The organism is Bacteroidota bacterium (assembly GCA_030017895.1).
In the GTDB taxonomy this organism is placed as follows: domain Bacteria; phylum Bacteroidota; class Ignavibacteria; order UBA10030; family BY39; genus JASEGV01.
Map to the genome: position 1 here is coordinate 237 of JASEGV010000037.1, position 24,560 is coordinate 24,796.

26 protein-coding genes are annotated in these 24,560 nt (G+C 34.0%); 1 reads left to right on the top strand and 25 read right to left on the bottom strand.

What is annotated here, in order from left to right; genetic code table 11:
• Positions 1-232 precede the first annotated feature (232 nt).
• The 16 genes from QME58_08430 to QME58_08505 all read right to left on the bottom strand — a co-directional run bounded on the left by QME58_08430 (position 233) and on the right by QME58_08505 (position 14,510).
• On the bottom strand, positions 233-481 hold the full coding sequence (locus tag QME58_08430; GenBank protein ID MDI6803858.1) for a hypothetical protein: 249 nt from the start codon (positions 479-481) through the stop codon (positions 233-235).
• A 93-nt stretch (positions 482-574) separates the two neighbouring features.
• The gene (locus QME58_08435; protein MDI6803859.1) at positions 575-1,438 is read right to left on the bottom strand and encodes a hypothetical protein; all 864 of its coding nucleotides are present in this window, start codon (positions 1,436-1,438) and stop codon (positions 575-577) included.
• 5 nt (positions 1,439-1,443) lie between these two features.
• On the bottom strand, positions 1,444-2,460 hold the full coding sequence (locus tag QME58_08440) for a Gfo/Idh/MocA family oxidoreductase (GenBank protein ID MDI6803860.1): 1,017 nt from the start codon (positions 2,458-2,460) through the stop codon (positions 1,444-1,446).
• A gap of 6 nt (positions 2,461-2,466) precedes the next feature.
• A complete protein-coding gene (locus QME58_08445; GenBank protein MDI6803861.1) occupies positions 2,467-3,543 on the bottom strand; it encodes a DUF1972 domain-containing protein in 1,077 nt (358 codons plus the stop codon).
• Positions 3,544-3,598: 55 nt separating this feature from the next.
• Entirely contained in the window at positions 3,599-4,684 is a 1,086-nt protein-coding gene (locus tag QME58_08450) for a glycoside hydrolase family 99-like domain-containing protein (protein ID MDI6803862.1), read from the bottom strand.
• Entirely contained in the window at positions 4,671-5,807 is a 1,137-nt protein-coding gene (locus QME58_08455; protein ID MDI6803863.1) for a glycosyltransferase family 4 protein, read from the bottom strand. Before QME58_08455 ends, QME58_08450 begins: the two co-directional genes overlap by 14 nt.
• Before the next feature lie 52 nt (positions 5,808-5,859).
• Positions 5,860-7,263, bottom strand: a complete 1,404-nt coding sequence (locus QME58_08460) for an O-antigen ligase family protein (protein ID MDI6803864.1) — start codon at positions 7,261-7,263, stop codon at positions 5,860-5,862.
• 69 nt (positions 7,264-7,332) lie between these two features.
• On the bottom strand, positions 7,333-8,181 hold the full coding sequence (locus QME58_08465) for a polysaccharide pyruvyl transferase family protein (GenBank protein ID MDI6803865.1): 849 nt from the start codon (positions 8,179-8,181) through the stop codon (positions 7,333-7,335).
• A gap of 37 nt (positions 8,182-8,218) precedes the next feature.
• Positions 8,219-9,625 carry a polysaccharide biosynthesis C-terminal domain-containing protein gene (locus QME58_08470; GenBank protein MDI6803866.1) on the bottom strand — a complete coding sequence of 469 codons (1,407 nt, stop codon included), beginning with the start codon at positions 9,623-9,625 and terminating at the stop codon, positions 8,219-8,221.
• 274 nt (positions 9,626-9,899) lie between these two features.
• On the bottom strand, positions 9,900-10,319 hold the full coding sequence (locus tag QME58_08475; GenBank protein MDI6803867.1) for a DUF86 domain-containing protein: 420 nt from the start codon (positions 10,317-10,319) through the stop codon (positions 9,900-9,902).
• Positions 10,319-10,744 carry a nucleotidyltransferase domain-containing protein gene (locus QME58_08480; protein ID MDI6803868.1) on the bottom strand — a complete coding sequence of 142 codons (426 nt, stop codon included), beginning with the start codon at positions 10,742-10,744 and terminating at the stop codon, positions 10,319-10,321. Before QME58_08480 ends, QME58_08475 begins: the two co-directional genes overlap by 1 nt.
• 421 nt (positions 10,745-11,165) lie before the next feature.
• A complete protein-coding gene (gene gmd, locus QME58_08485) occupies positions 11,166-12,305 on the bottom strand; it encodes a GDP-mannose 4,6-dehydratase (protein MDI6803869.1) in 1,140 nt (379 codons plus the stop codon).
• Positions 12,306-12,368: 63 nt separating this feature from the next.
• Positions 12,369-12,722 (bottom strand): four helix bundle protein, encoded by a 354-nt coding sequence (locus QME58_08490; protein ID MDI6803870.1) that lies wholly within the window; start codon positions 12,720-12,722, stop codon positions 12,369-12,371.
• Positions 12,723-12,735: 13 nt separating this feature from the next.
• A complete protein-coding gene (locus tag QME58_08495) occupies positions 12,736-13,698 on the bottom strand; it encodes a GDP-L-fucose synthase (GenBank protein MDI6803871.1) in 963 nt (320 codons plus the stop codon).
• Positions 13,699-13,824: 126 nt separating this feature from the next.
• Positions 13,825-14,145 carry a nucleotidyltransferase domain-containing protein gene (locus QME58_08500; GenBank protein ID MDI6803872.1) on the bottom strand — a complete coding sequence of 107 codons (321 nt, stop codon included), beginning with the start codon at positions 14,143-14,145 and terminating at the stop codon, positions 13,825-13,827.
• Positions 14,121-14,510 carry a HEPN domain-containing protein gene (locus tag QME58_08505; protein ID MDI6803873.1) on the bottom strand — a complete coding sequence of 130 codons (390 nt, stop codon included), beginning with the start codon at positions 14,508-14,510 and terminating at the stop codon, positions 14,121-14,123. The genes QME58_08500 and QME58_08505 overlap by 25 nt, the downstream gene beginning before the upstream one ends.
• A 180-nt stretch (positions 14,511-14,690) precedes the next feature.
• Between QME58_08505 and QME58_08510 the strand changes: the two genes are divergently transcribed.
• Positions 14,691-14,981 carry a hypothetical protein gene (locus QME58_08510; protein MDI6803874.1) on the top strand — a complete coding sequence of 97 codons (291 nt, stop codon included), beginning with the start codon at positions 14,691-14,693 and terminating at the stop codon, positions 14,979-14,981.
• A gap of 117 nt (positions 14,982-15,098) precedes the next feature.
• Here the strand turns inward: QME58_08510 and QME58_08515 are convergent, their stop codons facing one another.
• The 9 genes from QME58_08515 to QME58_08555 form a co-directional block, all read right to left on the bottom strand.
• Positions 15,099-15,323, bottom strand: coding sequence for a type II toxin-antitoxin system MqsA family antitoxin (locus QME58_08515; GenBank protein MDI6803875.1), 225 nt, complete (start codon positions 15,321-15,323; stop codon positions 15,099-15,101).
• A gap of 347 nt (positions 15,324-15,670) precedes the next feature.
• Positions 15,671-16,117 (bottom strand): nucleotidyltransferase, encoded by a 447-nt coding sequence (locus QME58_08520; GenBank protein MDI6803876.1) that lies wholly within the window; start codon positions 16,115-16,117, stop codon positions 15,671-15,673.
• 331 nt (positions 16,118-16,448) lie between these two features.
• Positions 16,449-16,673: a type II toxin-antitoxin system MqsA family antitoxin gene (locus QME58_08525; GenBank protein MDI6803877.1), complete on the bottom strand. Its 225-nt coding sequence runs from the start codon at positions 16,671-16,673 to the stop codon at positions 16,449-16,451.
• 384 nt (positions 16,674-17,057) lie between these two features.
• A complete protein-coding gene (locus QME58_08530; GenBank protein MDI6803878.1) occupies positions 17,058-18,059 on the bottom strand; it encodes a Wzz/FepE/Etk N-terminal domain-containing protein in 1,002 nt (333 codons plus the stop codon).
• 207 nt (positions 18,060-18,266) lie between these two features.
• Positions 18,267-20,465 (bottom strand): T9SS type A sorting domain-containing protein, encoded by a 2,199-nt coding sequence (locus tag QME58_08535; protein MDI6803879.1) that lies wholly within the window; start codon positions 20,463-20,465, stop codon positions 18,267-18,269.
• Between the two features lie 178 nt (positions 20,466-20,643).
• Positions 20,644-22,110, bottom strand: a complete 1,467-nt coding sequence (locus QME58_08540; GenBank protein MDI6803880.1) for a Ni/Fe hydrogenase subunit alpha — start codon at positions 22,108-22,110, stop codon at positions 20,644-20,646.
• Entirely contained in the window at positions 22,107-23,069 is a 963-nt protein-coding gene (locus QME58_08545) for an oxidoreductase (GenBank protein MDI6803881.1), read from the bottom strand. The genes QME58_08540 and QME58_08545 overlap by 4 nt, the downstream gene beginning before the upstream one ends.
• A 23-nt stretch (positions 23,070-23,092) precedes the next feature.
• Positions 23,093-23,515: a hydrogenase iron-sulfur subunit gene (locus QME58_08550; protein ID MDI6803882.1), complete on the bottom strand. Its 423-nt coding sequence runs from the start codon at positions 23,513-23,515 to the stop codon at positions 23,093-23,095.
• Between the two features lie 29 nt (positions 23,516-23,544).
• Complete coding sequence (locus QME58_08555; protein ID MDI6803883.1) at positions 23,545-24,477, bottom strand: radical SAM protein; 933 nt, start codon at positions 24,475-24,477, stop codon at positions 23,545-23,547.
• Positions 24,478-24,560: the final 83 nt, after the last annotated feature.

Sequence of the window (24,560 nt, forward strand, 5' to 3'; positions counted from 1 at the left end):
CCTTCGGTTGCTGGTTGTAGTTTATTGGTTTCACAAACCATTAACTTATAACCATCAACCAATAACCTTGTGGTGAGCGAAAGCGAACCATAATAACCAATAACTAAATATTGTTAACAGTTTTTGGTTCTTTGTTTTAGTCCTTCGGTTGCTGGTTGTAGTTTATTGGTTTCACAAACCATTAACTTATAACCATAACCAATAACCTTGTGGTGAGCGAAAGCGAACCATACTAACCATTAACCAATTTTCTTATCAACCCTTCCAACACTTTAGCTGTTGAATCCCAGCTATACTTTGCTAAAACCTCTGCCTTTTTTCCCTCTGAATATTTTCTGTGAGTTTCGATGTTTTGTAGAATTAACGTCAAGATTTTGCACAGGCTTTCACTATCCCCCACCTCGAACAACAATTCTTTGTCAATTACAATATCTCTAATCTCCCGGATATTAGATGCAATCACCGGTATTCCGTAACCCATCGCTCATTTCTAAATTTATTGGGATAACAATATTTAATTCTTCAAAGATGAATAACTCCTAAATACTTCATAGCAATCATAAGTAATTGGGATTTATGTTGAAAAAGAATATTTTTCAATCAATTCCTTCGTTTGCTTAATATGTGACCTTGACGAAGCTCCAAATAAAATCGAATTGATTCCTTTCTGGTTACAAATATATTCTATCGCTTCCTCCGGGGGGATTGCACCGGCTGCAAATACTTGCATTGCAATTGATTGGAACTTTCGTTCTCTGATAGTTTGTTCATATTTTTCAATACCACCAGGCATTCTAAATCCTAGTTTATTTATAGAGCTGCAGACTATTGGGTTCTCAATGCCACATTTATCAAGCACATCCAATAATAATGGTAAATTCATTGTTATATAACCTGGTTCAACTTTATATTTTTCCCTAATGTATTTATCGTAAGCTATGAATATATCCTTCATCCCCAATCCAAGAAGTAAATCTGTTACAACATTCTGAATAAATATTACACCTGTTTTTATACCCTTAAACATTTTCATTTCTGCATCGATAAGTAATTCCATTATAGAAATAAAATCTTTTGTGGCAAAAGAAAGACTCCCTTTTGCGATAGTTGTAAACATATTCCCCGGCATATAATTTTTTAATGCTCCAACTATTCCGAGGTCAGTAACAGCGTTTGCATACTTATGCGCATACGGCATACAAGGGTATATTTCAAAATTCTTATATCGCTGGGGGGCTGACCGCAAATGATCACATACTTCTGCAATTCTATCGTGTGTTGTGCACATAAATGTATTAATCCCTATATCATACATATCATCAAGAACCTTTATAATGGCTTTGTTCTCTGCAAACTTTATAGCTTGTGCTCTTGACTTTTCGTCCGATAAGTGATTTACTGCAAAAAACTGATTGTCGCCAAACATTATTCTATCCATGATATTTATACCTCTTTGCCATTTTTAAATAATAGGTCTATCACTTTTTCCGTCTGAAGTGCACTCTCAAATGAGTTTATGTTGTCATGCTTTTTATTTTTTACATGATCAATAAAATAATCTATCTGAGATGAGTACTCCTCACCTCTTAAATAAAAATTAACACCTTCAGTTACGTCGGTAATATATTTGATAGTCCATCCTTTTTTTAAATTCTCTTTTGTATTTTCTTCTTTTAAGTAGATTCTACATTCAGTTGCATCTGCAATAATTTTACCTTTTTTACCGAATACAGATATTTGTGTGGACATCTTTCTGTAAGCATCCTCACTCCAGTTAACCGATAAGATACCACTAAATCCCTTTTCATAAATTAATATGGAGTAAACCGCATCTTCAACTTCTTTTGAGTATATCTTTTTAAGAAATGTTCCTGCAACAGCACTGGGTTCACCAAAGTATAAATTAATCAAGTTAATTACATGAGAAGCATAATCGTACAGACATCCGCCACCCTCATCTTTTTCCGAACGCCACGTTGAGCTTTTTTCACGTACCACGACCGGTCCGTATGCCTCACCAAGAAAATGGTACACTTCACCAATTACATTGTTATCTAAAAGTCTTTTTAACTCTTTGAAAGTGCCCAAGAACCGATTATGGTAACCCACCTGGTTAACTAGCATATTTTTATTTGCTAATTTATACATTTCATTACTGTCTTCTAATGTCAGACTGAATGGCTTCTCAACAAAAACATTTATATTTTTATTTAAAGCATATTTTACCATTTCAAAATGATACTTTGTTGGTGTGGCTATTACCAAACAATCAAATTCATTCTCTCCAATCATTTCCTTGTAATCAGTGTAACATTTTATACGTGTGTACTTCTTTATTGCCTCTAATAAAAATTTTGACGAATCACACGCGGCTAAAAGATTGACTTCAGGATGTGCATTCAGAATTGAGCAATGAGATAGCCCCATTTTTCCAAGTCCTATTATACCAGCTTTAACCATTATTCTTCAATCCTTCAATATTAGTTTTTTATACTCGTTGGCAATGTGTGCCCAACGATAATGTTTATCTGCTAATTCTTTTAATTTTTTACCAATTGCATCAATGTTAAGCGATTCGTAGTTATTAATCAATTGAGTAAGTTCTTTTTCGCTTTTGAAGTAAATCGCCTTGTTATATGTTGTATATTCGTTATAACCAGAAGCAAATGCAAATATTGGTAACCCAAGAAACATAGCTTCTACTAATGATGGGTTAGTACCACCGGCTGAATGCCCATGAATATAAACCGTACAATTGCTACGCAGGATATCTAATTTTTGTTGGTCGTAGATAGCATCCAATAGAATAAGTTTATTTTTATCTAAATACTTTGATTTGAGCATTTTGCCATATTTCGAATCGTTCCAATTGCCAACAATTACTATTGGTAGTCTATTCTGTTTCATAAAAGCTTTTAATATCATTTCGACATTATTATCGACTTGAATTCTAGTAACAATAAAAGCGTATTTTGATTCCAAAAATGGATAATATTTCTTAGCCTCAGGTGTAATACTAACTCTCATTGTTTGATCACCACCATAAGCAATTAAAGTACTACTGCGGCCATATTCAGTAAAAATGTAATCTTGTATTCCAACATTATCAGAAATTATTTGACTACTATATTTCACCAATAGTGCTTCTGATATTTTTATAATTCTTTTAACTTTCGACGACCATTTATCTCTTTTCCAATCTAATCCACCGATATTCAATATCATTTTGTGTCTATATTTTTTTATCAGATGCATAACAAAACCGCCACCAAAACCCAAGAATATAATTTTATCAAATTTTCTGACTGATAATAAAAGCGAAATACTATCGTAGATAATACCCCAAGCACCATGAGATGAAATCGGGATATATTTTAATTTAGCTCCATTATACTCCTTCAACTTTGTAGATAAATCTATTGATGAACAGTAAACCGTTATTTCAAAAGTTTTTGAAAGATGCTTAACAAGATATTCTGCTAACGTTTCAAAACCACCATAAGTGTTTGGAAGACCCCGTATACCAATTATTGCAACTTTCATTTTTTAAATCACTATAATTTCATTATTTAATATAACAATAAAAAGATAATAATTTCTATTTTATTGATGAGGACAGAACTTCATAGGTAGCCTCTAAATAAGCCCTTCCCCATTTAATACAAGGTTCCAAGTGATTTCCTTCAGCCCATTCGTTCCATGCATTAATAAAGATAAAATTTTCTTCAGAAGAATATGGTTTAAAATATTTTACTATATGGGTCAACCACATTTTATATAACGATGGAGTGCTGTTATTAAAAATAATATATCCTCGATCTTTACGAGGAGAATTATCCCAAGAAGGCATAATTCCAGGATATATTTTGTAGTCATATAAATCTTGCTTGCAATTATATTCAACATATTCTTTATAATTATATATATTTCCGAATTTATTATTCGCAAATAGATTTAAAGTTTTTTTAAATAATCTTATGGGATGATCTTTAATAAAATTTCTATACGTCCTACCAAAAGGAGGAAATTGACATGCGGCATCAAAACCAACATCTAAATAAGATTTACCGAAATTGCCAAATGTCTCAAAACGACATAAGTATATTTCAAATCCCTCTTCCTTTGACATTCGCCTCCAAGTTGAAATGGTTTGTTTGATATCCGGGAATTTAACAGAATTATAAATTATAAATACAGGTTTATTATCCACTCTTATATATCGCGGATCTTTAAAATATGGAACTAAATATTCAAAATGTTTTGAATCATCGTCCCGAGAATATGTCTGTTCGAGAATAATATCATTATCCTTTCCATCCCAAGCTCTACTCCAACTTTCATTAGCCCAGCATAACATAAAAGGAAAATCAGGTTTCTTCGAGAATAACATCTCTTCAATTGGTTTCTCGAGCAGTTTTTTACCATTGAACCAATAATGGTAAAAGCAAAATCCATGTATTCCATATTCTTTTGCTATTTTAGATTGTTCCTCAAGGACTTGTGGTAATCTTAAATCATAAAAACCAAGCTCTGTAGGAATATGGGGTTGATAATGACCTTTAAATTTTGGTTTTGCCTTCGCGACATTGAACCATTCTGTAAAACCCTTCCCCCACCATTCATCATTTTCCGGGATAGGATGATATTGAGGCAAATACATTGCAATTGTTCTAATATTTTTCATCTTCAGTCTGTTTCTCAGTGATTCTATTAAAATAATCTAAATATTTATTAACAATATGTTCGGTTGATATATTCTTTTTTATATAGTCTCCTAAATTTTGTGTCATAAATTTATAATTGGAATTTTTCGTAAGTAATATTTTCTTTAACACACGATAAAGATCTTCAGAATCTTGAGATTTAAATAAATATCCCGTTTTATTATCCTCTATATATTCTTTAAATCCTTCCAAATTAGATGCTATGGCAGGAATTCCATAGTTATATGCAATCAACAATGGACCACTTTGTGTAACATCTATATAGGGTAATACAATATAATGAGATGAACAAAACAAGTCAGGAATATCCTGATTAGGAATTAATTTTATTTGTAAATCGAATACTGATGGGTCTTTGATTAATTTTTCATAAATATGCCATTCATCACATACTCCTGCGATCGAAACAACAAATTCATTTTTGAATTCTATCGATAATTTATTTACTGCTTCGATCAAATATTGTAAACCCTTATTCTTTCTAATAGTTCCAAAAAATAGAAATCTGATCTTTCCTTTGGGAGGAATTTTATTTGAACTACCAAAATCTTTTAAGCAAATGCCTGAATAAAAACAATTTTTCTTTGGATATTTTTGTTTAAAAATATTTAATTGCCATCGTGATAATAAGTGAAAATGTTTAAAATACATAAAGATAAATTTTTGAGATAGATCTATAAAATAATAATGTTGATGTTTGTAATGAATTTTTAGATCATGCACCGCATAAACAACATTTTTTGTTCCTAAAATAAAAAAGACGCATAGGAAAAAATAAGGCATACCAAGCATGTCAATGTAAATAACATCAGGTTTTTCTTTTTTTATTGTCTTTAATATTTGAACATACTCCCAAATTATTTTTAAATTTCTTAACCTGTTTTTTAATGATATTATTGAAATATTCGCTATTAAATGTTGTTTAGAATATGATTCTATTTTAGTTGGGGTATAATCAACGTTGCTTTTTTTTCTAAAAAATACATACCAGTATAGCTTTACCTGTCTATTGAGTTCTTTTATGATTTCAACATCAGAATCGAGATAGCATTCTTCGGATATATAGCATATTTTTTTTGACATATATTCACTTATTTAACTACGCAACACACTTGTATTGCCATTTATACATTTTTCATAAGGATTTCTTACATGGATTAATCTTGGTCTGATAATCAGATATTATTTTGTTATTGTGTACGAGAAATATGATCATAAAACTAATGACAAAATATTGTGTTGTTGCCCAACCTGTAAAGGCGTAAAAAAAATAGATTATGATAATGGCCAATGTAAATATATAAGAAAAAGGATTTATTTCTTTAGAAATAATAGATAAATTATATTCAATTAGATTTTTCTTAATAATAAAATAAAATCCATATAACCAAATTATTCCTCCAAGTATTCCATACTCAGATAACATTATTAAATGTGTATTATGAAGAGGATTAGTTATGAAAAATTCATATTTATAATCCTGAAGCCCTGGTATTACGACAATATTATGATGTAAATAATTCAGATGGGAATTCAAACCCACCCCTATTAAGGGATTAGCGCTGAATATTTCCCACCCCAAATACCAATGAACAAATCGTGCGACACCCATTTCCTGTATATTATCAGTTAAAAACAAGTTACTTCCGAATTCTGTAAAATTGATAAGAAGGAACGCGATAATGGCAATGATTGGTAACAATAACGAACCTCGAAATATAATTTTCTTTAGATTGCTTTTTTGTGTAAACATTTTAATAAAGAAAAATAAAAAAAATATCAAGGCAATATTCGTTCTAGATTTGGTTAGAAGAATAATCGTAAATGCAATACCCATAAATAATAGGGATTGTTTTTTGTTGATACTCAAGAAATATGTTGATGTAAAATACACAAATATAAAACTTGTAATTAAACCTAAATTGCTTGGATGCGTAAAAGTACCTACCGCACTTTCCCTATCGCCCCGTGTTGTCCATTCAAGCGCATCCCCCCCATAAAACAACGTTGTCGCTTCAGTAATATTTAAAAGAGGGAATGCAAGCGACAACAATAATTGAATTAGCAAAAGAATTTTGAAACTCGTCCACAGTGAATTAAATATGTTCTCATGATTAAACCTGGAATAAATAATTGTTAAGCTAAATATGAACCATGCGAAATAATAAACCCCAACAAGTGAACCCAATAAATTAAAATTGACTGGATTGAATATCGATAGAATTCCAGCTACTAAGAAAAATAACCACCACTTTAATAGTTTATTGTCATTCCTAAAGATTTTTTCTTTAGGTAAAAATAACATAGCAATCAATAAAAGATTCCACAAACTTACATAAATAATTTCGCCCCAGGCACCTGTTGGTGCTTTATTTGCTAATTTTAATAAAGGAAATTGTAAAGGAATAGTTAAACAAATAATGTAGAGGGAGAGAATATATTCTTTTTTTTCTCTAATTTCTCTTTTTTTTAAAAACCATACAAATGTAATAAACATTATCACACATAAAACTATGATTTTTACAATAATTGTAGACATTGGGTTTATTCTTGTTTAACTAAATAATTATTAATCACATATTCGTATTTTAATTTTTTATATCTACAATTATAGCCATAAATCGTATGGAAAACTTCTCAATAAATTTTCTTGCATTTTCTTCAATTCAGGTAATTTTTCTGGTCCCATATGTATAGCTTCCTCAACTGTGTTTGCAATCTTATAATTCTCCCTACCTGTACTTAAATAGTAATCTTCAAACTTAAAAATACTCTCTTCAGAATTATCATTTAGCATAATTGCAGGAATTCCATATGCTTCTGATAATATAATACCATGCAATGAGGCACTTATAACAAATTCACATTTCAATATTTCATTTATAAAATATTTCCAATTTTTCGTTAGTGGAGTTATTACATTAGAATATTTTTTAATATATTCTTTTTCTTTCCTAAAATAGGGTATAATTCCAAATTTATTTTTTTTTGTAACATTTGGGGGATGATAAATGTTAGGTAACAAAATAGCTGGATCTCCCAAAAATATTTGCCTAGTATCATACCCTAATTCTTTTATTAACTCTAATGTTTTAGGCCCTCGAAGACACCTAATATCTAAACGTTTATCTTTAATCATTTCTATAAATCGCTTCTCTTTAAGACCCGATCCCCAAATTACGTAATTATTTTTTGCATAATGTAAGCCTGATCCAATACCCATTAAAAATTTTGTTTCTTTGACTTTTTTATTTTTTTCTATACCGTAGTAATCTATCAAATAATATATCAATACCTTTGATAAATAATCGCCTACATTATCTTGAAATATATTATTAGGGCGCCAATAGAAAATGTTTATTCTCTTATGTCTTATAGGTAATCTTATATTTCGAAATATGAAATTACTATCAATAATCTTTTTTACTTGTTTTTTAAAAAATCCAAATATAATCATAATATTTATTTATCGATCAATAAATTGTAAATACTACTTATCTAAATATTTTATTGTTAAGTATTTTGGAATAACTAAAAATCATCTTCCTATTGAAAATGCCAAAAACAAAAAGTGATAAAACCAGATTCATAGCAAACAATAAATTATTACCAGTGATACTAATAATTGCTGTAAAACAGATAAGCAACGACAATATAAGAAATATTTTCAGAGGAAATTTTATAGAGAAATATTTTTTTGTTTGAATTACCCTTGCAATAAACATTACAAAGTAACCCAGCAATATTGCAAACGATGCACCATAAAGCCCGTAATATGGGATTAATAGAAAACTTGTACCAACAGTAGTCAACCCTCCGTACACTGAAGTTGTAAAAGCTCCTTTTGTGTCTTTACTGCTTAAATATCCCGTTCCGTAAAATGAAGATAAAGTTTGAAATATAACAGCAATTAGCAGGATTGGAGTATATTTCCAAGCTTCAAAAAAAGATCTATCAACTATATATGTTAAAATTAATTTGTTGAAAGCTATAAGGACCAAAACTGCAGATAATAGCAGGCGAACATACTTCTCCAATACTTGTGAATAGTAAATATCTCGATCAGCCTTATCATAAGTTTGGATGGCTTTTTCCTGCCAAGCCAGATAGAATATTCCCGTAAGTGTAAGCAATATAGTAGGTATCTTAAATGAGATTGCAAAAATACCGTTTGCAGCCACACCTAAGAAAGCTAATATGAGATATCGGTTTGAAGCGGCAATAGCCCACCAACTTATTGTATTTGGTAAAAGAGGTAATGAATATCGGATATATTGTCTTGTCCTATCGATGCTTATGTGTTTTTTTGAAAAATATTTTAGATATCGTATTTTAATTATCAAATACAGAATTGCACCAAAAATACCAATTGAGTACGCGATCAACAACCCGTCTATTTTTAGTCCTAAGAATTTTAGTGCAACTATTGTAAGTGAGAAATATATTACAGAAAATATTAATCCGCTTAAAGCAAACTCTATATTTTTACCAAGTGACCTTGCAGTAATGTGAAATAATGGAAATAAAACATTCAATAGAAGTAGAAAATAAATCACTAAGGGATGTTCAATGTTTAAATAAGAAATAATTCCCCAATAAAACAATGAAAACACTAATAAATTTATACATACTACAAAAAAGACATTTGTCAGAACATTAGAAATAGTATCAACATTTCTATCTTTGATTATCCAGCGCAATATTGCATCAGAAAGTTGTAAACTGATCAATGGAGCAAGCAATGCAATAGTTGTTATTATTAAATCAAATTGACCAACAGCTTCCTTGGATAAATAGAAAGTAACAATAAAAACCAAAAACAAACTTATCACTTTCGATGCAAAATTTCCGGCTGTGTATATTAATGTTACTGCGGTTAAACTTTTTTCAGAACTGTTCATTTTTCCTTTTGTATAACACTTTATCAAAATCAGATTTAACCATCAACCTTATAAGTTCTTCAAATTTTGTTTTGGCTTTCCAACCGACCATACCACTAGGCCTGCCTATGTATATTATTTTATTTTTCATAAACAAATTGTCAAATAAAAAAACCCGACTCCGTCAGCTGACGGACACCTGTCGAGCTTCAGGGTTATATTTACCCCGTCATACGGGGTTTACTTAAGAGGTGTTAAAATAAAAATTTTGCTTTCTTAGTTGCAGTTTTAATATTTATATTTTGCAATAATCTTTAATAATTTTTAAGAAATTTCTAAAATCGGATAGCCGATTGTTCACAATATCGACCATAACATCTAAGTCTAATCCAAGATAATCGTGACTTAAACGATTTCTGAAGCCAGCCATCTGAATTAATAATTTTCTTTGATTATTGTCAATTAAATTTTCATTAAAAAATATATCCGGAATATCTGAATATTGTTCCCACTTTAAGCTGAAATCCGCTGAAGCAATATGCGCCATCATATCTAATAAATTCTGAATAGAAAGATAAATGCCCCGCTCCAATATCCATAAAAGGTCGGTATCTTTAGCTAAATTTTCTTTTGATATATTTTTATGGCGTTCCAAATTTTTTAAATCGGTTAACAATGCACTTAAATGTTTTTTTATTTTTTCTATATCAGGCATTAGTAAATTTTAGCTTTAATATAAATATCTTTAATTTTTCTTAAATGTCCAGCATCAATATATTCTTTTCTTGTTTGGTTTTCAAAATAAATTCGACTAAAAGTATCACGATCGAACAACAAAAATCCTTTATTCATGATTCTATGTAAAATTAATAAACCGGCATCATTCATTATAACCACATCTATTTTATCAGTCTTAATAATTTTTGATAGCTCACCTGAGAGTAAACTCGCATATCCGAAGGGATATAAATTTAAATTCTTATAATCAAATCCGTTCTTTATGTAAACGGCTATGTCTATATCATGATAATAATCTGTTTGAAGATATGAGCCAAATATATAAGCAAAATCTATTTCAGATTTAGGGTAAAGATAGTTTTTTATGCTGTCAGTAATATCTTGTTTATTTAACGATTTCATAGTAGATAATATTCAATTTTAAGTACTCTATCTAAAATTTGTTATAATTTAACGAAAATTTTTCAAAAATGAAAGAGGTTTTTACATTTTCACATTTTTCCATTTGTTCATTTTTCCATCAATCCACACCTCCATTATAGAAGCAGGGTTGGTTGTTCGTCAGACAGTTGTAATAGGTGGGTTTGTAATTCGTTTGTACAGGTCAGTAGAATACCGCGATGGTCAAAAAATCCGTTCAAATCCGTAGCATCTGTCCACCAAAGGCGGATCAGTGGGGCTATTATTTTTATTCGCTTTTACAACATTATTCCAATAATCCAACGCTCCATCATTTTGCAGTTTCAAGCTGCATAAAGAGAACAAAACAAGCATAGAACCATACTGGCTGATAAAGCATTAACGTTAGCTCTCTGCCCTCAGCTCAATATCCTCTTTTCACAACTTTTTCATAATCAGCTTTAACCATTAATTTAACGAGTTCTTCAAATTTCACTTTCGCTTCCCATCCTAAAAGCTGTTTTGCTTTGGAAGCATCGCCAATCAATAGGTCAACTTCAGTCGGGCGATAATAACCTGGAGAAACTGAGACAACTTCTTTACCCAAGGTTAAAGGTAAAAGGTTAAAGGTAAAAGAATTATTCAATCCATTTTTAATTTTTCCTTTTTCATTTATACTTTCTACTATTTCCTTTTTAATTGTTTTTACAATTCCTTTTTCATCTTCATCTTTGCCAATCCATTCAAGTTCAATGCCTAATTCCTTGAATGATAAATCTATAAATTCCCGAACTGTGTGCGTCTCACCTGTGGCAAGCACAAAATCTTCTGCTGTATTATGTTGCAATATCTTCCACATACCTTCGCAATATTCCGGCGCGTAACCCCAGTCGCGTTTTGCATTCAAATTACCAAGCACTATTTTATCTTGTAACCCTAATGCAATTCTTGCTGCCGCACGAGTTATCTTTCGTGTAACGAATGTTTCTCCGCGCCTCGGCGATTCGTGATTAAATAAAATACCATTGCTTGCAAATATATTATATGCTTCGCGATAATTTACAATTATCCAGTAACCATATAGCTTTGCAACTCCATAAGGCGATCGGGGGTAAAACGGCGTCTTCTCATTTTGTGGCACTTCCTGAACTTTACCGAATAACTCGCTCGTCGATGCCTGGTAAAATTTTGTTTGCTTACCTAAACCAACCTCTCTTATCGCGTCCAAAAATCTCAGTGTTCCAAGCGCATCTACTTGAGCAGTATAGTCGGGTAATTCAAATGAAACTTTTACGTGGCTCTGAGCAGCTAAGTTGTAAATCTCATCCGGTTCAATCTTCTCTAACAATCTGTTCAAATTGCTTGTATCAACAACATCGCCATAGTGAAGAAACAATTTTTTATCCATTATTTCAGGATTATTGTAGAGGTGGTCAATGCGTCCTGTATTAAACGAACTGCTTTTACGCATGATGCCGTGGACTTCATAACCTTTCTCCAACAACAACTCAGCTAAATAGCTTCCGTCTTGTCCTGTGATACCTGTGATTAAAGCTTTTTTCATGTTTCAATTATAAATTATAAATGTTAAAGTAAAAAGTGTAGAGTTAAAAGTGGAAAGTGAAAATTAAATTTGCTTTTTTGATACTTTTACTGAGATACTTCCAAGTATCTTTTTTAATTCTTCAGATTCCTGTACTAATATTTTTATATCATTTTGTTTTTTATTTTCTAACGTTTCCATTATGCGAAGCCAATAATTTGTTTCGCGCATTTCTCTCAATGATATTTGTATTTTATTCCTAAAGTCAGCTCTCGATGAAGCTGCTTGTGATTCTTCATAGTTAGCCCCTGCGGATGTTACTGCTTTTATTAATTGATGTCGTATTACTTTATTTTCAGGTGTATTTTCTAATGTTTTTAAAAATTTTATCACAAGTATGGAAAAATCAAACAACCTTTTATTCAAATCTCTATCCAAAGTTCTTTATCCTTTATCCTTTATACTTGTTAAGAAACCACTCGTATGTTTTCTCTAATCCTTCCTTTAAGCTCGTTTTATGTTTCCAACCGAGTTTATGTAATCGGGAAACATCCAAAAGTTTTCTTGGTGTACCGTCTGGTTTTGTTGTATCAAAAATCATTTCGCCTTCAAATCCAACAACCTCTTTTATAATGTTTGCAAATTCTTTTATCATCAAGTCTTCCCCGGATCCGATGTTTATGTGCGAAATTCCATTCTCGTACAAATCTTTAGCATTTACTTTCTCCATAATATAATAAACTGCTTCAGCTAAATCTTCTACATACAAAAACTCTCGCCGAGGTGTACCTGTCCCCCATATCTCGGCTACACTCGATATTTCACCCTGAGCTTGTCGAAGGGTCGCCTCATGGAATTTTCTTATCAACGCGGGCAATACATGAGACGTATTCAAATCGAAATTATCATTCGGTCCGTAAAGATTTGTAGGCATTACGGAAAAATAATTACTTCCGTATTGCCGGTAGTAACTCTCGCACATTTTAATCCCGGCTATTTTTGCAATAGCATAAGGTTCATTAGTAAATTCTAAGTAATCGGAAAGTAGATATTCTTCCTTCAAAGGCTGTGGTGCATTTTTTGGGTAAATACAGGAACTTCCAAGAAAAAGAAGTTTCTCAGCTCCATTCTGATAAGCAGCGTGTATTATATTTGATTCGATCATCAAATTTTCGTATATGAATTGCGCCCTGTAAGTATTGTTTGCGAGTATCCCTCCAACCTTTGCGGCAGCTATTATTACATAGTCGGGTTTTTCTTTGCTAAAGAATAATTCAACCTTGTCCTGCCTGATAAGGTCGAGTTCTTCAAGCTCTCTGGTAACAATATTCTTGCAGCCTTCAGCTTCAAATTTTCTTTTTATTGCCGACCCAACCATACCGCTATGTCCGGCTATGTATATTTTTTTATTCATCATAAATAATCATTTCCAACAAAAAAAAACCACTCCGTCAGCTAACGGACACCTGTCGAGCTTCAGGGTTATATTTACCCCGTCATACGGGGTTTACTTAAGAAACTCAAGTATTATATTATTGTCTTAAAAAATTTTAATTCCTTCCCTCTTTATGTGTTTAATTAATGATTCATCCTCATTGATGAATTCTTGTTCCGAGAAACATATAACTTCGTAGAGGGAATTATACATCTGTGCTTCATGAAAAATCTCGAACGTTTCGTTAAACGGCGATCCATCTCTAATTTTATCAAGAACCACCGCTATGTCTATATCGCTATTTTTACCGGCAAAACCTTTTGAATAAGAACCAAAAAGATAAGCAGCTTTAATGCTGTGTTTCTCCTTAAGATTTTCAATAAGTTTTACGGCATTAGTTATTATTTCATCTTTTTCATAATCCATTTAATCATCTCCTTCGAGAAAATAATAATGTCGGCAGAAAATTCCCGTGTAATTCCTTTTGATAGTTCTGTTATATCTTCTTTGTACCGTGCATTAATATAATATTGAGAAAGAAAATCTAATTTCATTAAACGTTCCTCATCAAGTTCATTTATAAAACCAGAAATCTCGAATAATCTTCGTAAATTATGAACGGGTAAAACATCTATGTCCGAATATGTAATAAGAGCTTTCAATGATTTTTCAACAGCCTGCTGGCACATAAAAACTGCATATATGTATCGTCCCGCGTCAAGCATTGCCTCTGCAGTCAGCATATCATATTCCACTCTTTCTATCCATTTTCTGACTTTATCAGAATTCATTGTTCCCTCTTTGACAATGTCCACCTTCGAACTTCTAAATTATCACTCATACTATTGTAAAATCTTTTTATTTTTCATAAATAATCATTTCTAACGAAAAAACCCGACTCCGTCAGCTGACGGACAACTGTCGAGTTTCAACGCAATATTTGTTTACAATTTAATTAAATTTTCTCAAAAATGAAACATAAACCTTTGGAAATATTCGTTGTTAGTCGCTCGTCCACTTGCCGACACACTTCGTGCTATGGCGAGCACGCTGAAGTCCGACTTTCTTGGGCGCATGCGGATCCGATTGCATTTCATATTCCACGACTCCATTATTATGTTTTCCTCATTTATGCTACACCTTATGGACAGACTGAAAGTCCATCCTACCGCACCCAGTATAAGCAGGGTTGGTCGTTTGTCAGTCAGTTGTCAGTTGTCATAGGCGAGTTCGTAATTCGTGTGTACAGGTCAGTCGAATAGCGCGAGGGTACAAAAATCAGTTCAAATCTGTAGCATCTGAGTTTATCAGTGGTCTATTAATTTTATTCGCTTTTACAACATTATTCCAATAATCCAACGCTCCATCATTTCGCAGTATCAAGCCGCATATTGTAATATTTCTATCTCCGGTTTATTTTTTACTGCTTCTTTTGCGCGACTTAGAATATCTTCAGTAACATCTTCGTTTAAATAATATTCACCGCAATTTACATAAACATCCGCAGGAACATTTTTAAAAATAATAACGCTCCCATCTTTATTTAATGTTACAATAACTTTACTCTTTTCGAGTAGTCCTGTTTTACAAATTACACAAGTTATAATTTTTTCCTTTTTCTATAATCTTCTTGCCAAATGTTTGTATCCGGTTCATAAACAGTTACGACTAGATCTGTTTTTTCATTTTCAACTACGGCTATTACTACATGTATTTGTCTTCTTATTTCTTACAATTTAACTAAATTTTCTTAAAAATGAAATAAATCAGTGCCATGCTATCCTTTTTTTCCCCCCTGCTCTATTTACTCTCTACTCGAAGTTTATCCCGCCCCCGACGGGGCTGTAGGCTCAACACTCCATACTCGCTGCTTCCCCGTTTCTCATCTTTTCCCTTTTCGCTCCTTACACTTCTAACTCACAACTCAAAACTCCAAACTTATTTTCGTTCGTTATTCTAAATCTGCTAAGTCCTTTTTCCTGCCGGAAGATTTCTTGTTCAGTATAAATTCTTTTTTGCCAATAAAATATACACACTGCTTGCCATACTTACTCTTAACTTTGTTTTTCCAGGCATTTCGAAATTCAACACCGCTTATCGAAGTCAGCAAATCAATTCTAAGTGGAGGATATCCCAGTTGAATTACTTGATCCGGTTTTGTTAAATCCTTCTTTGAAATCGTTAATTCACCAAATCCAAAATCCTTTAAGGTTTTCAATACTTTAGCAGCATTTTGTGTTTCTGCTAAGATAAAAATATCAATGTCGTTTGTGTATCGAGGTTTGAAGTGGATAGCATAAGCATATCCGCCGACTATTAAATATTTTACTTTATTTTTGTTTAGTAATTTTAAGAACTCTTCGAAATCGGCCGAGGCCGTCATTGTTTTTATTTTCATTTCCAAACTTAGCCCACATTATTCTTAATTTTTCTAAAGTCGATAATTTATATTCAGCAGATTTTGAATTCCAAAACTTTCGATCGTCTCGATCCTGCCTCTTATCATTTAAATTGTATATTTTAATTTTCATATTTCCGCTTTATCATTATATCATTTCTAACAAAAATACTCACTACCACACTTGTTGAGTTTCAGGGTTATATTTACCCCGTCATACGGGGTTTACTTAAGAGACCCACGTGCTTAATTATTTCTAATGCCGCTGAGTGTTCGCAATTCGGCGCTTATCATTTACTCCATCATTCCAGCCGTGCCTCATTTCGCAGTTTCAAGCAGCATATTGTAAAATTTCTACTTCAGGTTTATTTTTTACTGCTTCTTTTGCACGATTGAGAATAACTTCGGTAACATCTTCGTTCAGGTAATATTCACCGCAATTCCCACAAACATCCGCAGGAACATTTTTAAAAATAATTACGCTGCCATCTCTATTGATGGTAACGATCACATTACCCTTTTCGAGTACTCCTGTTTTACAAATTACACAAGTTATAATTTTTTCCTTTTTCTATAATCTTCTTGCCAAATGTTTGTATCCGGTTCATAAACAGTTACGACTAGATCTGTTTTTTCATTTTCAACTACGGCTATTACTACATGTATTTGTCTTCTTATTTCTTACAATTTAACTAAATTTTCTTAAAAATGAAACAGTTTTTTCATTTATCCATTTATTCATTTTATCATTGATTCAATGCCCCCATGATCCAATGAGACAATTTTTCCATACATCCATTGCTCCATCAATCCACCACTCCGATATTCCATCACTCCATTATTCCATCAATCTCTACGACCTACGGTCTCGTAGAGAGTCAAAGACTCGATAGCGTCGTTGACCAATACTCCAACATTCCACCATTCCTTTACACCGTCATTATACACTCTGTTTACTTTTACTGAAAATCGATAAATACTTCCTAATCTCAACAGAATATTTATTTTTCACAATCACATAACATACCGCGCCGAAGAAACTCAAAAACATACCGGCAATAGCAAAATAACTTCGTTTTGGGAAATTTTTCTTAGCGGCAGCTTTTGCTGTATCCATAACATTTATAATAGGCACATATTTTAATTCTTCTATTTTTGCCATTTCGTGCTGCTGGATTAGGGTTGAATAGACTGTGCTCTGAATTGTTACATCACGTATTAACCGTTCTTGTTCCAAGAGAAGTTGTGGCGAGTCAATAACTCTGCGATTCTTTTCTCTGAATTCTTTCAATACATTTTCTGCTTTTGATAAATCTAATTTAACTTCTTTCAAACGCTGTTCAATCCATTTACGCTGTTCGCCCGCGTTTGTAGCTTTCTTTGTTAATAAGAAATTATTTAATTCAGCGGTTATAGTATTCAATATATCTGCCGATACCTGCGCGTCTTTCGTTTCAATAGAATAAGTCAACAAACCTGTTTTTTGACTCATCTCTATTTTTAAACGTTTTCTCATCTGTTCAAGGACAACTTCTTGTGTCCGGCGCGGAGTTTCTTCTTCTATTTCAAAATACTCTATTAGATTTACCGGCTGGTCGTAAAACTCAGATTTGTACTTTTTTTCTATTACGGGAGTTAATACAGCTTCACTTTGGATAATATCGGGATATAACTTCACCATAATCACCTCACCGCCAATATTTATTCCTGCTAATGATGCTAAATCACCCAAAGGTCCTAATTTATCCTTTCCCATATCAGGAAGAATTACTGTAGAGGAAAGATACGTGGGGGTCATCAGGAACGTCAACGCTATGAATACTATTGTTGTTATAAGCGTTACGACAATAATAAATTTCCTCTTCGACCAAAGGAGCGAAATTATTTCGAGATAATCTATTCTTCGCTCGTTTGGTTGCTCAGCTTCTGTGTTAGTATTCATATTTTCGGTCATAATTAATTTTATTTTCTTTGATTGAATATACAATAATTTTGGAAAATATCCATTTAATCTCTCAGCAACAGCATTTACTTCATGCGGATATATAACCCTGATGAGTTGTTTAAAAAAACAATTGAATTTCCTCAACTACAGAAAAAGCCGCCCCGATAAACGCGGACGGCTTTTTTTTTCCTTATGTTAGTAATATTATTTCAGAAGAATAGCTTTCCTTGAAGTATTCATTAACAGTTCTCCAGACTTACTATCAACCGCAGTTAACCGATAATAATAAATTCCCGAAGAGAGTTTTGAAGCATCGAAAGCTACTTCATATATACCGGCGTTAATCTCTCCGTTCAGTAAATCGCTAACTTCCTGACCGAGAACGTTGTAAACTTTTAAACTTACACTGCTCGCAATCGGCAATTGGAATTTTATCGTCGTTGCCGGGTTAAAAGGATTTGGATAATTTTGTTCAAGTTTAAATTCTTGAGGTATCTCCCCTGCAATCTCTCTTACTCCGGTTGAACCAACAGCGCCGACAAAGAATTCATCGAAATAAACGGGTGTTGGTGCGTTAGGAGAGGAATTAAATTCTAATAAGTGAACATATGCTACAGAAAAATTTTGACCCCATGAACCCTGATATTTGACTACACCATTTATTTTTAATGTAAGAATACTTGCATCAGCATTAAATTGGAATAAGATATGTCCACCCGTAGTATCGGGGGATTGCCATAACGTTGAAAGACCCCAATCTAAATTTTCCTGTAAATGCCAACCGCCATTAACCTTTTTAGAAAATTGTAGAATTAAAGTATTACGTTCATTCAATGGATGATTCCAGTAATATTTTTGACCTGATAGAGTAACATAAACGGTATTATTATATCCAAGTTCTTTGTGGTCTATATAAATTCTGAATTCTCGGTTATTCAATTGGAATGGTTTACGCGAAAATACACCAACACCTGATTCACTCCCCCAATTCGTGGCTTGCACTCTAAGTTTATCTCCAACACATTGAACACCTGAATTGTCGTGATTATGTTGATAAATATCCCACATAGCTGAAGGTGGAATATTATTTCCATTAAACGGATCAACAGCCGAGGAGTCGGCAAGTATTAAATTGAAATTTATATTCGAAGCACCCGGTGATATATTCCAATATGAAGTATCGGCATAAGAACCAGGTGGGAATGGATATTCTCTTGCCCAATCAGCTAAATAAACACCATAATAATTTTGCGGACCGGGTGAAGAATATACAGGCAGTGTGTAGTTACCTGTTGTAGCATTAGAAACAGTACGTGTATTACTTTGAAGATAATCGTTCCAACCACTGATTAAGTAACTTTTCGTAGGTAAATTGCCGTTAATCTTTACAGTACCCGTTATTGCAGCGTTTGTTCGATAACAAGTAAAGTTTGATACTGAATTGTTTACAATTGAGTCATTTTCGTTAATAGTGAACTCGTGTGAGTTCGGGGAAATATAAGTGGGTAATAAATCGTCACCATTCAATCCAATTCTGCCATTGCCGGCTGGCACTAATTTAAAGTATTCTCCATTACTGTCAGTATAGACACCTCTTCCCCCTCCTGAACCTTCGACATAAACTCCGATATTTGCTATTGGATTGCCAGCTTCATCTTTTACAAAACCACGTATGTATGATGTTAACCCGGCTAAATAAAAATCTTGTATTGTGTTTCCTGTTATAACCATTGAAGTATCGAAGGATGAATGTAAACCACTCATATCTTCTACATACATAAAATAAATTCCAGCTTCAAGCGGAATCAAGTAATTGCCGTTCTGGTCTGCCACATCTCCGATTTGATTCGTACCAGAAATAGCCCACACCCAAGCGCCGGGGACCACTCCGCCATCGGTGTTATAAATCACACCACTCAACGAAAAAGTTGCTGGAGGATTTTCAAACCGCACAATTCCTGTTACTGTAGTCATACCTTCGCTAAATACAGCAATAACTTGCATTGATGGCATCGCTCCTCCAGTCTCCAAATAGGCAATTATCGTCCCTTGAGTCGGGTCTAAATCACCCATAGCGTTATCTGCAAATATTTCACCGCCTAACGAAAAGTCGGTACCATCAATTATTCCGTTATCATTGATATCTATCCAGAAAATAGCGGACACACTTCCTAAAGGTGTTACATCCATTTTTAAAAATAATGAATCTGTTGTCGATAACGTTGCCGGTGATGTGAACGGACCGTTAATTGAATTTGAAAATTTTACATAAGTAACCATACCTCCTGATTTTAACAAATGAATATTTGATTTTTTGAGGTTGGGGAAAAACTTATTCGTTGTCTGTGCATCAACGAATTGAAACGATAAAACAAAAACTAAAACGTAACTTAACGCTTTCATTTATAAATCTCCTATTTTGTTTAATGATACGGTAGAATAATAAGAAAATAATAGTTATAAGTCAAGTTACTTTCAAAGAATCTTGTAAGATGTTGATTTTATGTGATTCAGATTATAAAAAAAACGGTTACAGTATAATTGCTGTAACCGTTTAAAAAGGCTAGTCTTAAAGGAATTATTATGTATTTCTATTGATTAAATCAATCAGATTGTTTGAGGAATCATATATTCTTAGTTCCATTGGCATCTTACCGGGCATGTAGTGAGTTGCACATCCGAAACACGGGTCGTAAGCACGGAAAGCCATTTCGATCTTGTTAAGTGTCCCTTCAGTTACTTCAACACCTTTTTTGATTAATCCACGGGCAGCTTTATTAATCGACATCGAGATTGGTGCATAATTGTTAGTTGTTCCTACTATCAGATTTACTTTCGTTAATATGCCTCGTCCGTCGGTTGTGTAATGATGTGTAAGAGTGCCGCGTGGTGCCTCAACAATTCCAACACCTTCAGTCGGAGTTTCTGTCGGAATATTGCGGATGTGCGTGCTTGTAATTTCAGGATCGCGAATTAAATCCAAAGCCATCTCAGCGGCGCTTAACAGCTCGATGATTCTTGCCCAGTGAGTTGCTAATGTTGCATGAACCGGTTTACCTCCGAGTGTTGAATACATTTTTTCGTATTCAGCTTGCGCCAACGGAGTAGGCATTCCGTCGGCAGCGTTTAAACGTGATAACGGTGTAGCCCGATAAACTCCGCTATCTTTGCCATCAACGAATCCTTTCCATCCAACTTTTTTCAAAAATGGAAACTTCAGGTAAGTCCAGGGCTCAACATGCTCAGCAACATTTTCTAAATATTCGTTAGGTGAGTATTTTACAAATTCCTTTCCATCAGGATCGACTACCCTTACCTGTCCATCGTAAAAATTCACCTTGTTATTTTCATCGACCAAACCCATGTAATAAGTTTTATGAGAGAAAGTATCTGACAATATAAGATCGACATAAGCTTGATTCTTCAGAACAATATCGTTGAAAGCTTGAATAGTAAATTTCCCGAACTCAACGAACCACTCGCAATGTTTCTCAATTTCTTTAGCTTCTTCTATCGAAATGCCCTTGCTTACTCCACCGGGCATTGAAGTTATTTGGTGAGTTTGTTTACCTCCCAAAGTTTTAATGACTTGTTGAGTTCGTTTGCGCATTTCGATAACTTTGCCGCCGACTTCTAAACCGACTTTTTTAACAACACCTAAAATATTCCGTTCTGCAGCAGGTGCATCTGGACCGACTATGAAGTCGGGACCGCCGAGTGCATAAAAATGAGTAGTATGATCGCCTGCAAAGAAAACATTGTACAACAATGAGCGAAGTTTTTTAGCTGCTGATGGAATTTCGACGTGGAACACGGCATCGCAAGCTTTGGCTGCTGCCATGTGGTGAGCTTCAGGACACACACCGCAAATTCGAGTCGTTATGCGAGGCATCTCTTCGACAGGTCTGCCAACACAAAACTGTTCAAACCCGCGAAGTTCGGGAATCTGAAAATACGTATTTGCTACTTCACCATCGTCGTTCAGAAAAATATCTATTTTACCATGACCTTCGAGTCGTGTTATCGGATCTATTTTAATCTGTTTCATATTTTTTCTACCCTTCTTAAAATTGATTGCGGTACCGAGAATCTGTAAAATGTCCCAAGCGGGTCAACAATTTGATCTAATATTTTTTCTATCTCTTCAGGTTCGTGGGCATCTATCACTGAGCTTATAGCACTCACCATTTTAGCACCTTGATCGGGACAATTTGGAGGAGCACCATAACAGCCTCGACATGGGATGTTTGCTTTTGGGCATAATGCTCCACAGCCGCTACGGGAAGCTGGACCTAAACAAATTATTCCTTGATCCAACAGGCACTCGTTCGGATCTGAAAATATTTCATACGGGCGGAAGAATTGCTTTAGCTTCTTCTCTTTTCGCTCACGTGGACATTCTTCGCAGCAGGTTTTGTCGCCTGCCCCAAGCGTTGCACCCTTTGCAGGCAGCGGCTGACCACTCAAAATATATTCGATGACTCCCCAAATTTGATCAGGTTGAGGCGGACAACCGGGTATGTAATAATCAACATCAATAACCTGATTCAAGGACTTGACTGTTTCCCACATCTCAGGAATTTCAATTTCACCTTCAGGCATTTTGGTATGTGTTTGTGGATAAGTACCATTATTATTTACTGTTGAGGGCGAATCTTTAAAAACCCATTTTAGTATTGCATCCTTAGTTGTGAGGTTTGCCAAACCGGGTATTCCACCTTCGTGGGCACAAGCACCGAAAGCTACAACTAATTTTGATTTATTTCTCATCAAGTGAGCCATCTCTTCATTTTCGGAATTCACAATAGCACCATTAAACAAACAAATATCAATGCTTTTATCTTCCATTGCCCGAACGTCGTGATACTTGAAATCAAGTGCTACGGGCCAAAAAACGATATCAAAGGCATTTGCTACGTCTAATATTTTTTCGTGAAGGTCTAAAACAGCTATTTCGCAGCCGCCGCAGCTTGCTGCCCAGTATAATGCTAATTTTGGCTTTGCCATATTTATCTCCTTAATTAAATAATTTACTTTTTGATTTTAGTCGCAGAATGCTGAAACGGACCTATTTTCCTAATTTCTTCTGTCATCTTATTAACGACTTCAGCGAATCTATCCCCCTCGGAAGCTGAAACCCATTCGAGGCGGAGACGGCGCGGGTCGATCCCAAATTCGCGAATGAGTCTTTTTAGGAATGGAATTCGCCTTAAAGTTTTATAGTTACCTTCCTGATAGTGGCAATCGCCGAGGTGGCATCCCATTACCACCACCCCATCTGCTCCGAGCTGGAACGATTTCAAAATAAAAGCCGGGTCAACTCTACCGCTGCACATTGTGCGAATAATACGGACGTTGGGTGCCGATTTGATGCGCGAAACTCCGGCTAAATCAGCTCCCGAATAAGAGCACCAGTTGCAAAGGAAACCAACAATTTTAGGTTCAAATGCCATAACGTTTTACCTTTCAAATTTATATTTCTTTAATGAACTTCTAACAATTTTTCATATTTGCCAAACCCGCGGTGCAAGCCGATTGAGTCAGCATAATTGATAACTTCGTAATACTCATCAGTAGTAATATGCCTGCTTAATTCAGGATACCGGTATGCTTTGAATGCCGGACGATATTGATCCATAATATTCACATAACTATCAACGCAAACTTTATTAACAATAAAATCTAAAACATTTTTGGAACCAGCGATGTCATTAGGAAGGATGAGATGCCTTATTAACAAACCTCTTTCAGCAATACCGAAAGGGTTCATCTTTAGGTCGCCAATTTGCCTGTGCATTTCGATGATTGCCGGTTGAACAACATCCCAATAATCTTTAACACCGGAATATTTATAAGAGTTTTGGTTGATCGAATATTTAATATCAGGCATATAGATGTCGATTATCCCATCTAAAAGCTTCAGAGTTTCAACTGATTCGTATCCGCCGCTGTTGTAAACGAGTGGAATGTTCAAACCTTTTTCGACTGCAATACCGACCGCATCAATTATTTGGGGAACAAAATGGGTAGGTGTTACAAAATTGATGTTATGACACCCCAGCTGCTGCAGCGAAAGCATTGCCTCTGACAATTGGTTTACTGTAATTACTTCGCCGTGTCGCAGGTGGCTAATGTCGTAGTTTTGACAATACAAGCACCATAAGTTACAATTTGTGAAGAAAATTGTTCCTGATCCATTCCAACCAACCAAAGGCGATTCTTCACCGTAGTGTGCCGACAGACTTGAAACTAAAAGTTGGTTTGTAGAGCGACACACACCGTAATTACCTTCAAAACGTTTTGCTAAACATTCGCGGGGACAGAGCTTACATTCCTTCGTTAAACTATACAATTGCCGAATGCGTTCGCTTAATTCACCCGAACTGTGTAGTTTTATGTATGATGGGTGAATCATCAACTAATTTTTAAATCTTATTTGTTTGTTACTTTTCACAAAGATCGATATCAATTTCGTTATTCATTTCTTGTTATATGTTT

Excerpts from the sequence above, each read along its gene's own strand:
- QME58_08430 (MDI6803858.1), bottom strand. The coding sequence starts at position 481 with ATGGGTTACGGAATACCGGTGATTGCATCTAATATCCGGGAGATTAGA.
- QME58_08435 (MDI6803859.1), bottom strand. The coding sequence starts at position 1,438 with ATGGATAGAATAATGTTTGGCGACAATCAGTTTTTTGCAGTAAATCAC.
- QME58_08440 (MDI6803860.1), bottom strand. The coding sequence starts at position 2,460 with ATGGTTAAAGCTGGTATAATAGGACTTGGAAAAATGGGGCTATCTCAT.
- QME58_08445 (MDI6803861.1), bottom strand. The coding sequence starts at position 3,543 with ATGAAAGTTGCAATAATTGGTATACGGGGTCTTCCAAACACTTATGGT.
- QME58_08450 (MDI6803862.1), bottom strand. The coding sequence starts at position 4,684 with ATGAAAAATATTAGAACAATTGCAATGTATTTGCCTCAATATCATCCT.
- QME58_08455 (MDI6803863.1), bottom strand. The coding sequence starts at position 5,807 with ATGTCAAAAAAAATATGCTATATATCCGAAGAATGCTATCTCGATTCT.
- QME58_08460 (MDI6803864.1), bottom strand. The coding sequence starts at position 7,263 with ATGTCTACAATTATTGTAAAAATCATAGTTTTATGTGTGATAATGTTT.
- QME58_08465 (MDI6803865.1), bottom strand. The coding sequence starts at position 8,181 with ATGATTATATTTGGATTTTTTAAAAAACAAGTAAAAAAGATTATTGAT.
- QME58_08470 (MDI6803866.1), bottom strand. The coding sequence starts at position 9,625 with ATGAACAGTTCTGAAAAAAGTTTAACCGCAGTAACATTAATATACACA.
- QME58_08475 (MDI6803867.1), bottom strand. The coding sequence starts at position 10,319 with ATGCCTGATATAGAAAAAATAAAAAAACATTTAAGTGCATTGTTAACC.
- QME58_08480 (MDI6803868.1), bottom strand. The coding sequence starts at position 10,744 with ATGAAATCGTTAAATAAACAAGATATTACTGACAGCATAAAAAACTAT.
- gmd (MDI6803869.1), bottom strand. The coding sequence starts at position 12,305 with ATGAAAAAAGCTTTAATCACAGGTATCACAGGACAAGACGGAAGCTAT.
- QME58_08495 (MDI6803871.1), bottom strand. The coding sequence starts at position 13,698 with ATGAATAAAAAAATATACATAGCCGGACATAGCGGTATGGTTGGGTCG.
- QME58_08500 (MDI6803872.1), bottom strand. The coding sequence starts at position 14,145 with ATGGATTATGAAAAAGATGAAATAATAACTAATGCCGTAAAACTTATT.
- QME58_08505 (MDI6803873.1), bottom strand. The coding sequence starts at position 14,510 with ATGAATTCTGATAAAGTCAGAAAATGGATAGAAAGAGTGGAATATGAT.
- QME58_08510 (MDI6803874.1), top strand. The coding sequence starts at position 14,691 with ATGAAACATAAACCTTTGGAAATATTCGTTGTTAGTCGCTCGTCCACT.
- QME58_08520 (MDI6803876.1), bottom strand. The coding sequence starts at position 16,117 with ATGAAAATAAAAACAATGACGGCCTCGGCCGATTTCGAAGAGTTCTTA.
- QME58_08530 (MDI6803878.1), bottom strand. The coding sequence starts at position 18,059 with ATGAATACTAACACAGAAGCTGAGCAACCAAACGAGCGAAGAATAGAT.
- QME58_08535 (MDI6803879.1), bottom strand. The coding sequence starts at position 20,465 with ATGAAAGCGTTAAGTTACGTTTTAGTTTTTGTTTTATCGTTTCAATTC.
- QME58_08540 (MDI6803880.1), bottom strand. The coding sequence starts at position 22,110 with ATGAAACAGATTAAAATAGATCCGATAACACGACTCGAAGGTCATGGT.
- QME58_08545 (MDI6803881.1), bottom strand. The coding sequence starts at position 23,069 with ATGGCAAAGCCAAAATTAGCATTATACTGGGCAGCAAGCTGCGGCGGC.
- QME58_08550 (MDI6803882.1), bottom strand. The coding sequence starts at position 23,515 with ATGGCATTTGAACCTAAAATTGTTGGTTTCCTTTGCAACTGGTGCTCT.
- QME58_08555 (MDI6803883.1), bottom strand. The coding sequence starts at position 24,477 with ATGATTCACCCATCATACATAAAACTACACAGTTCGGGTGAATTAAGC.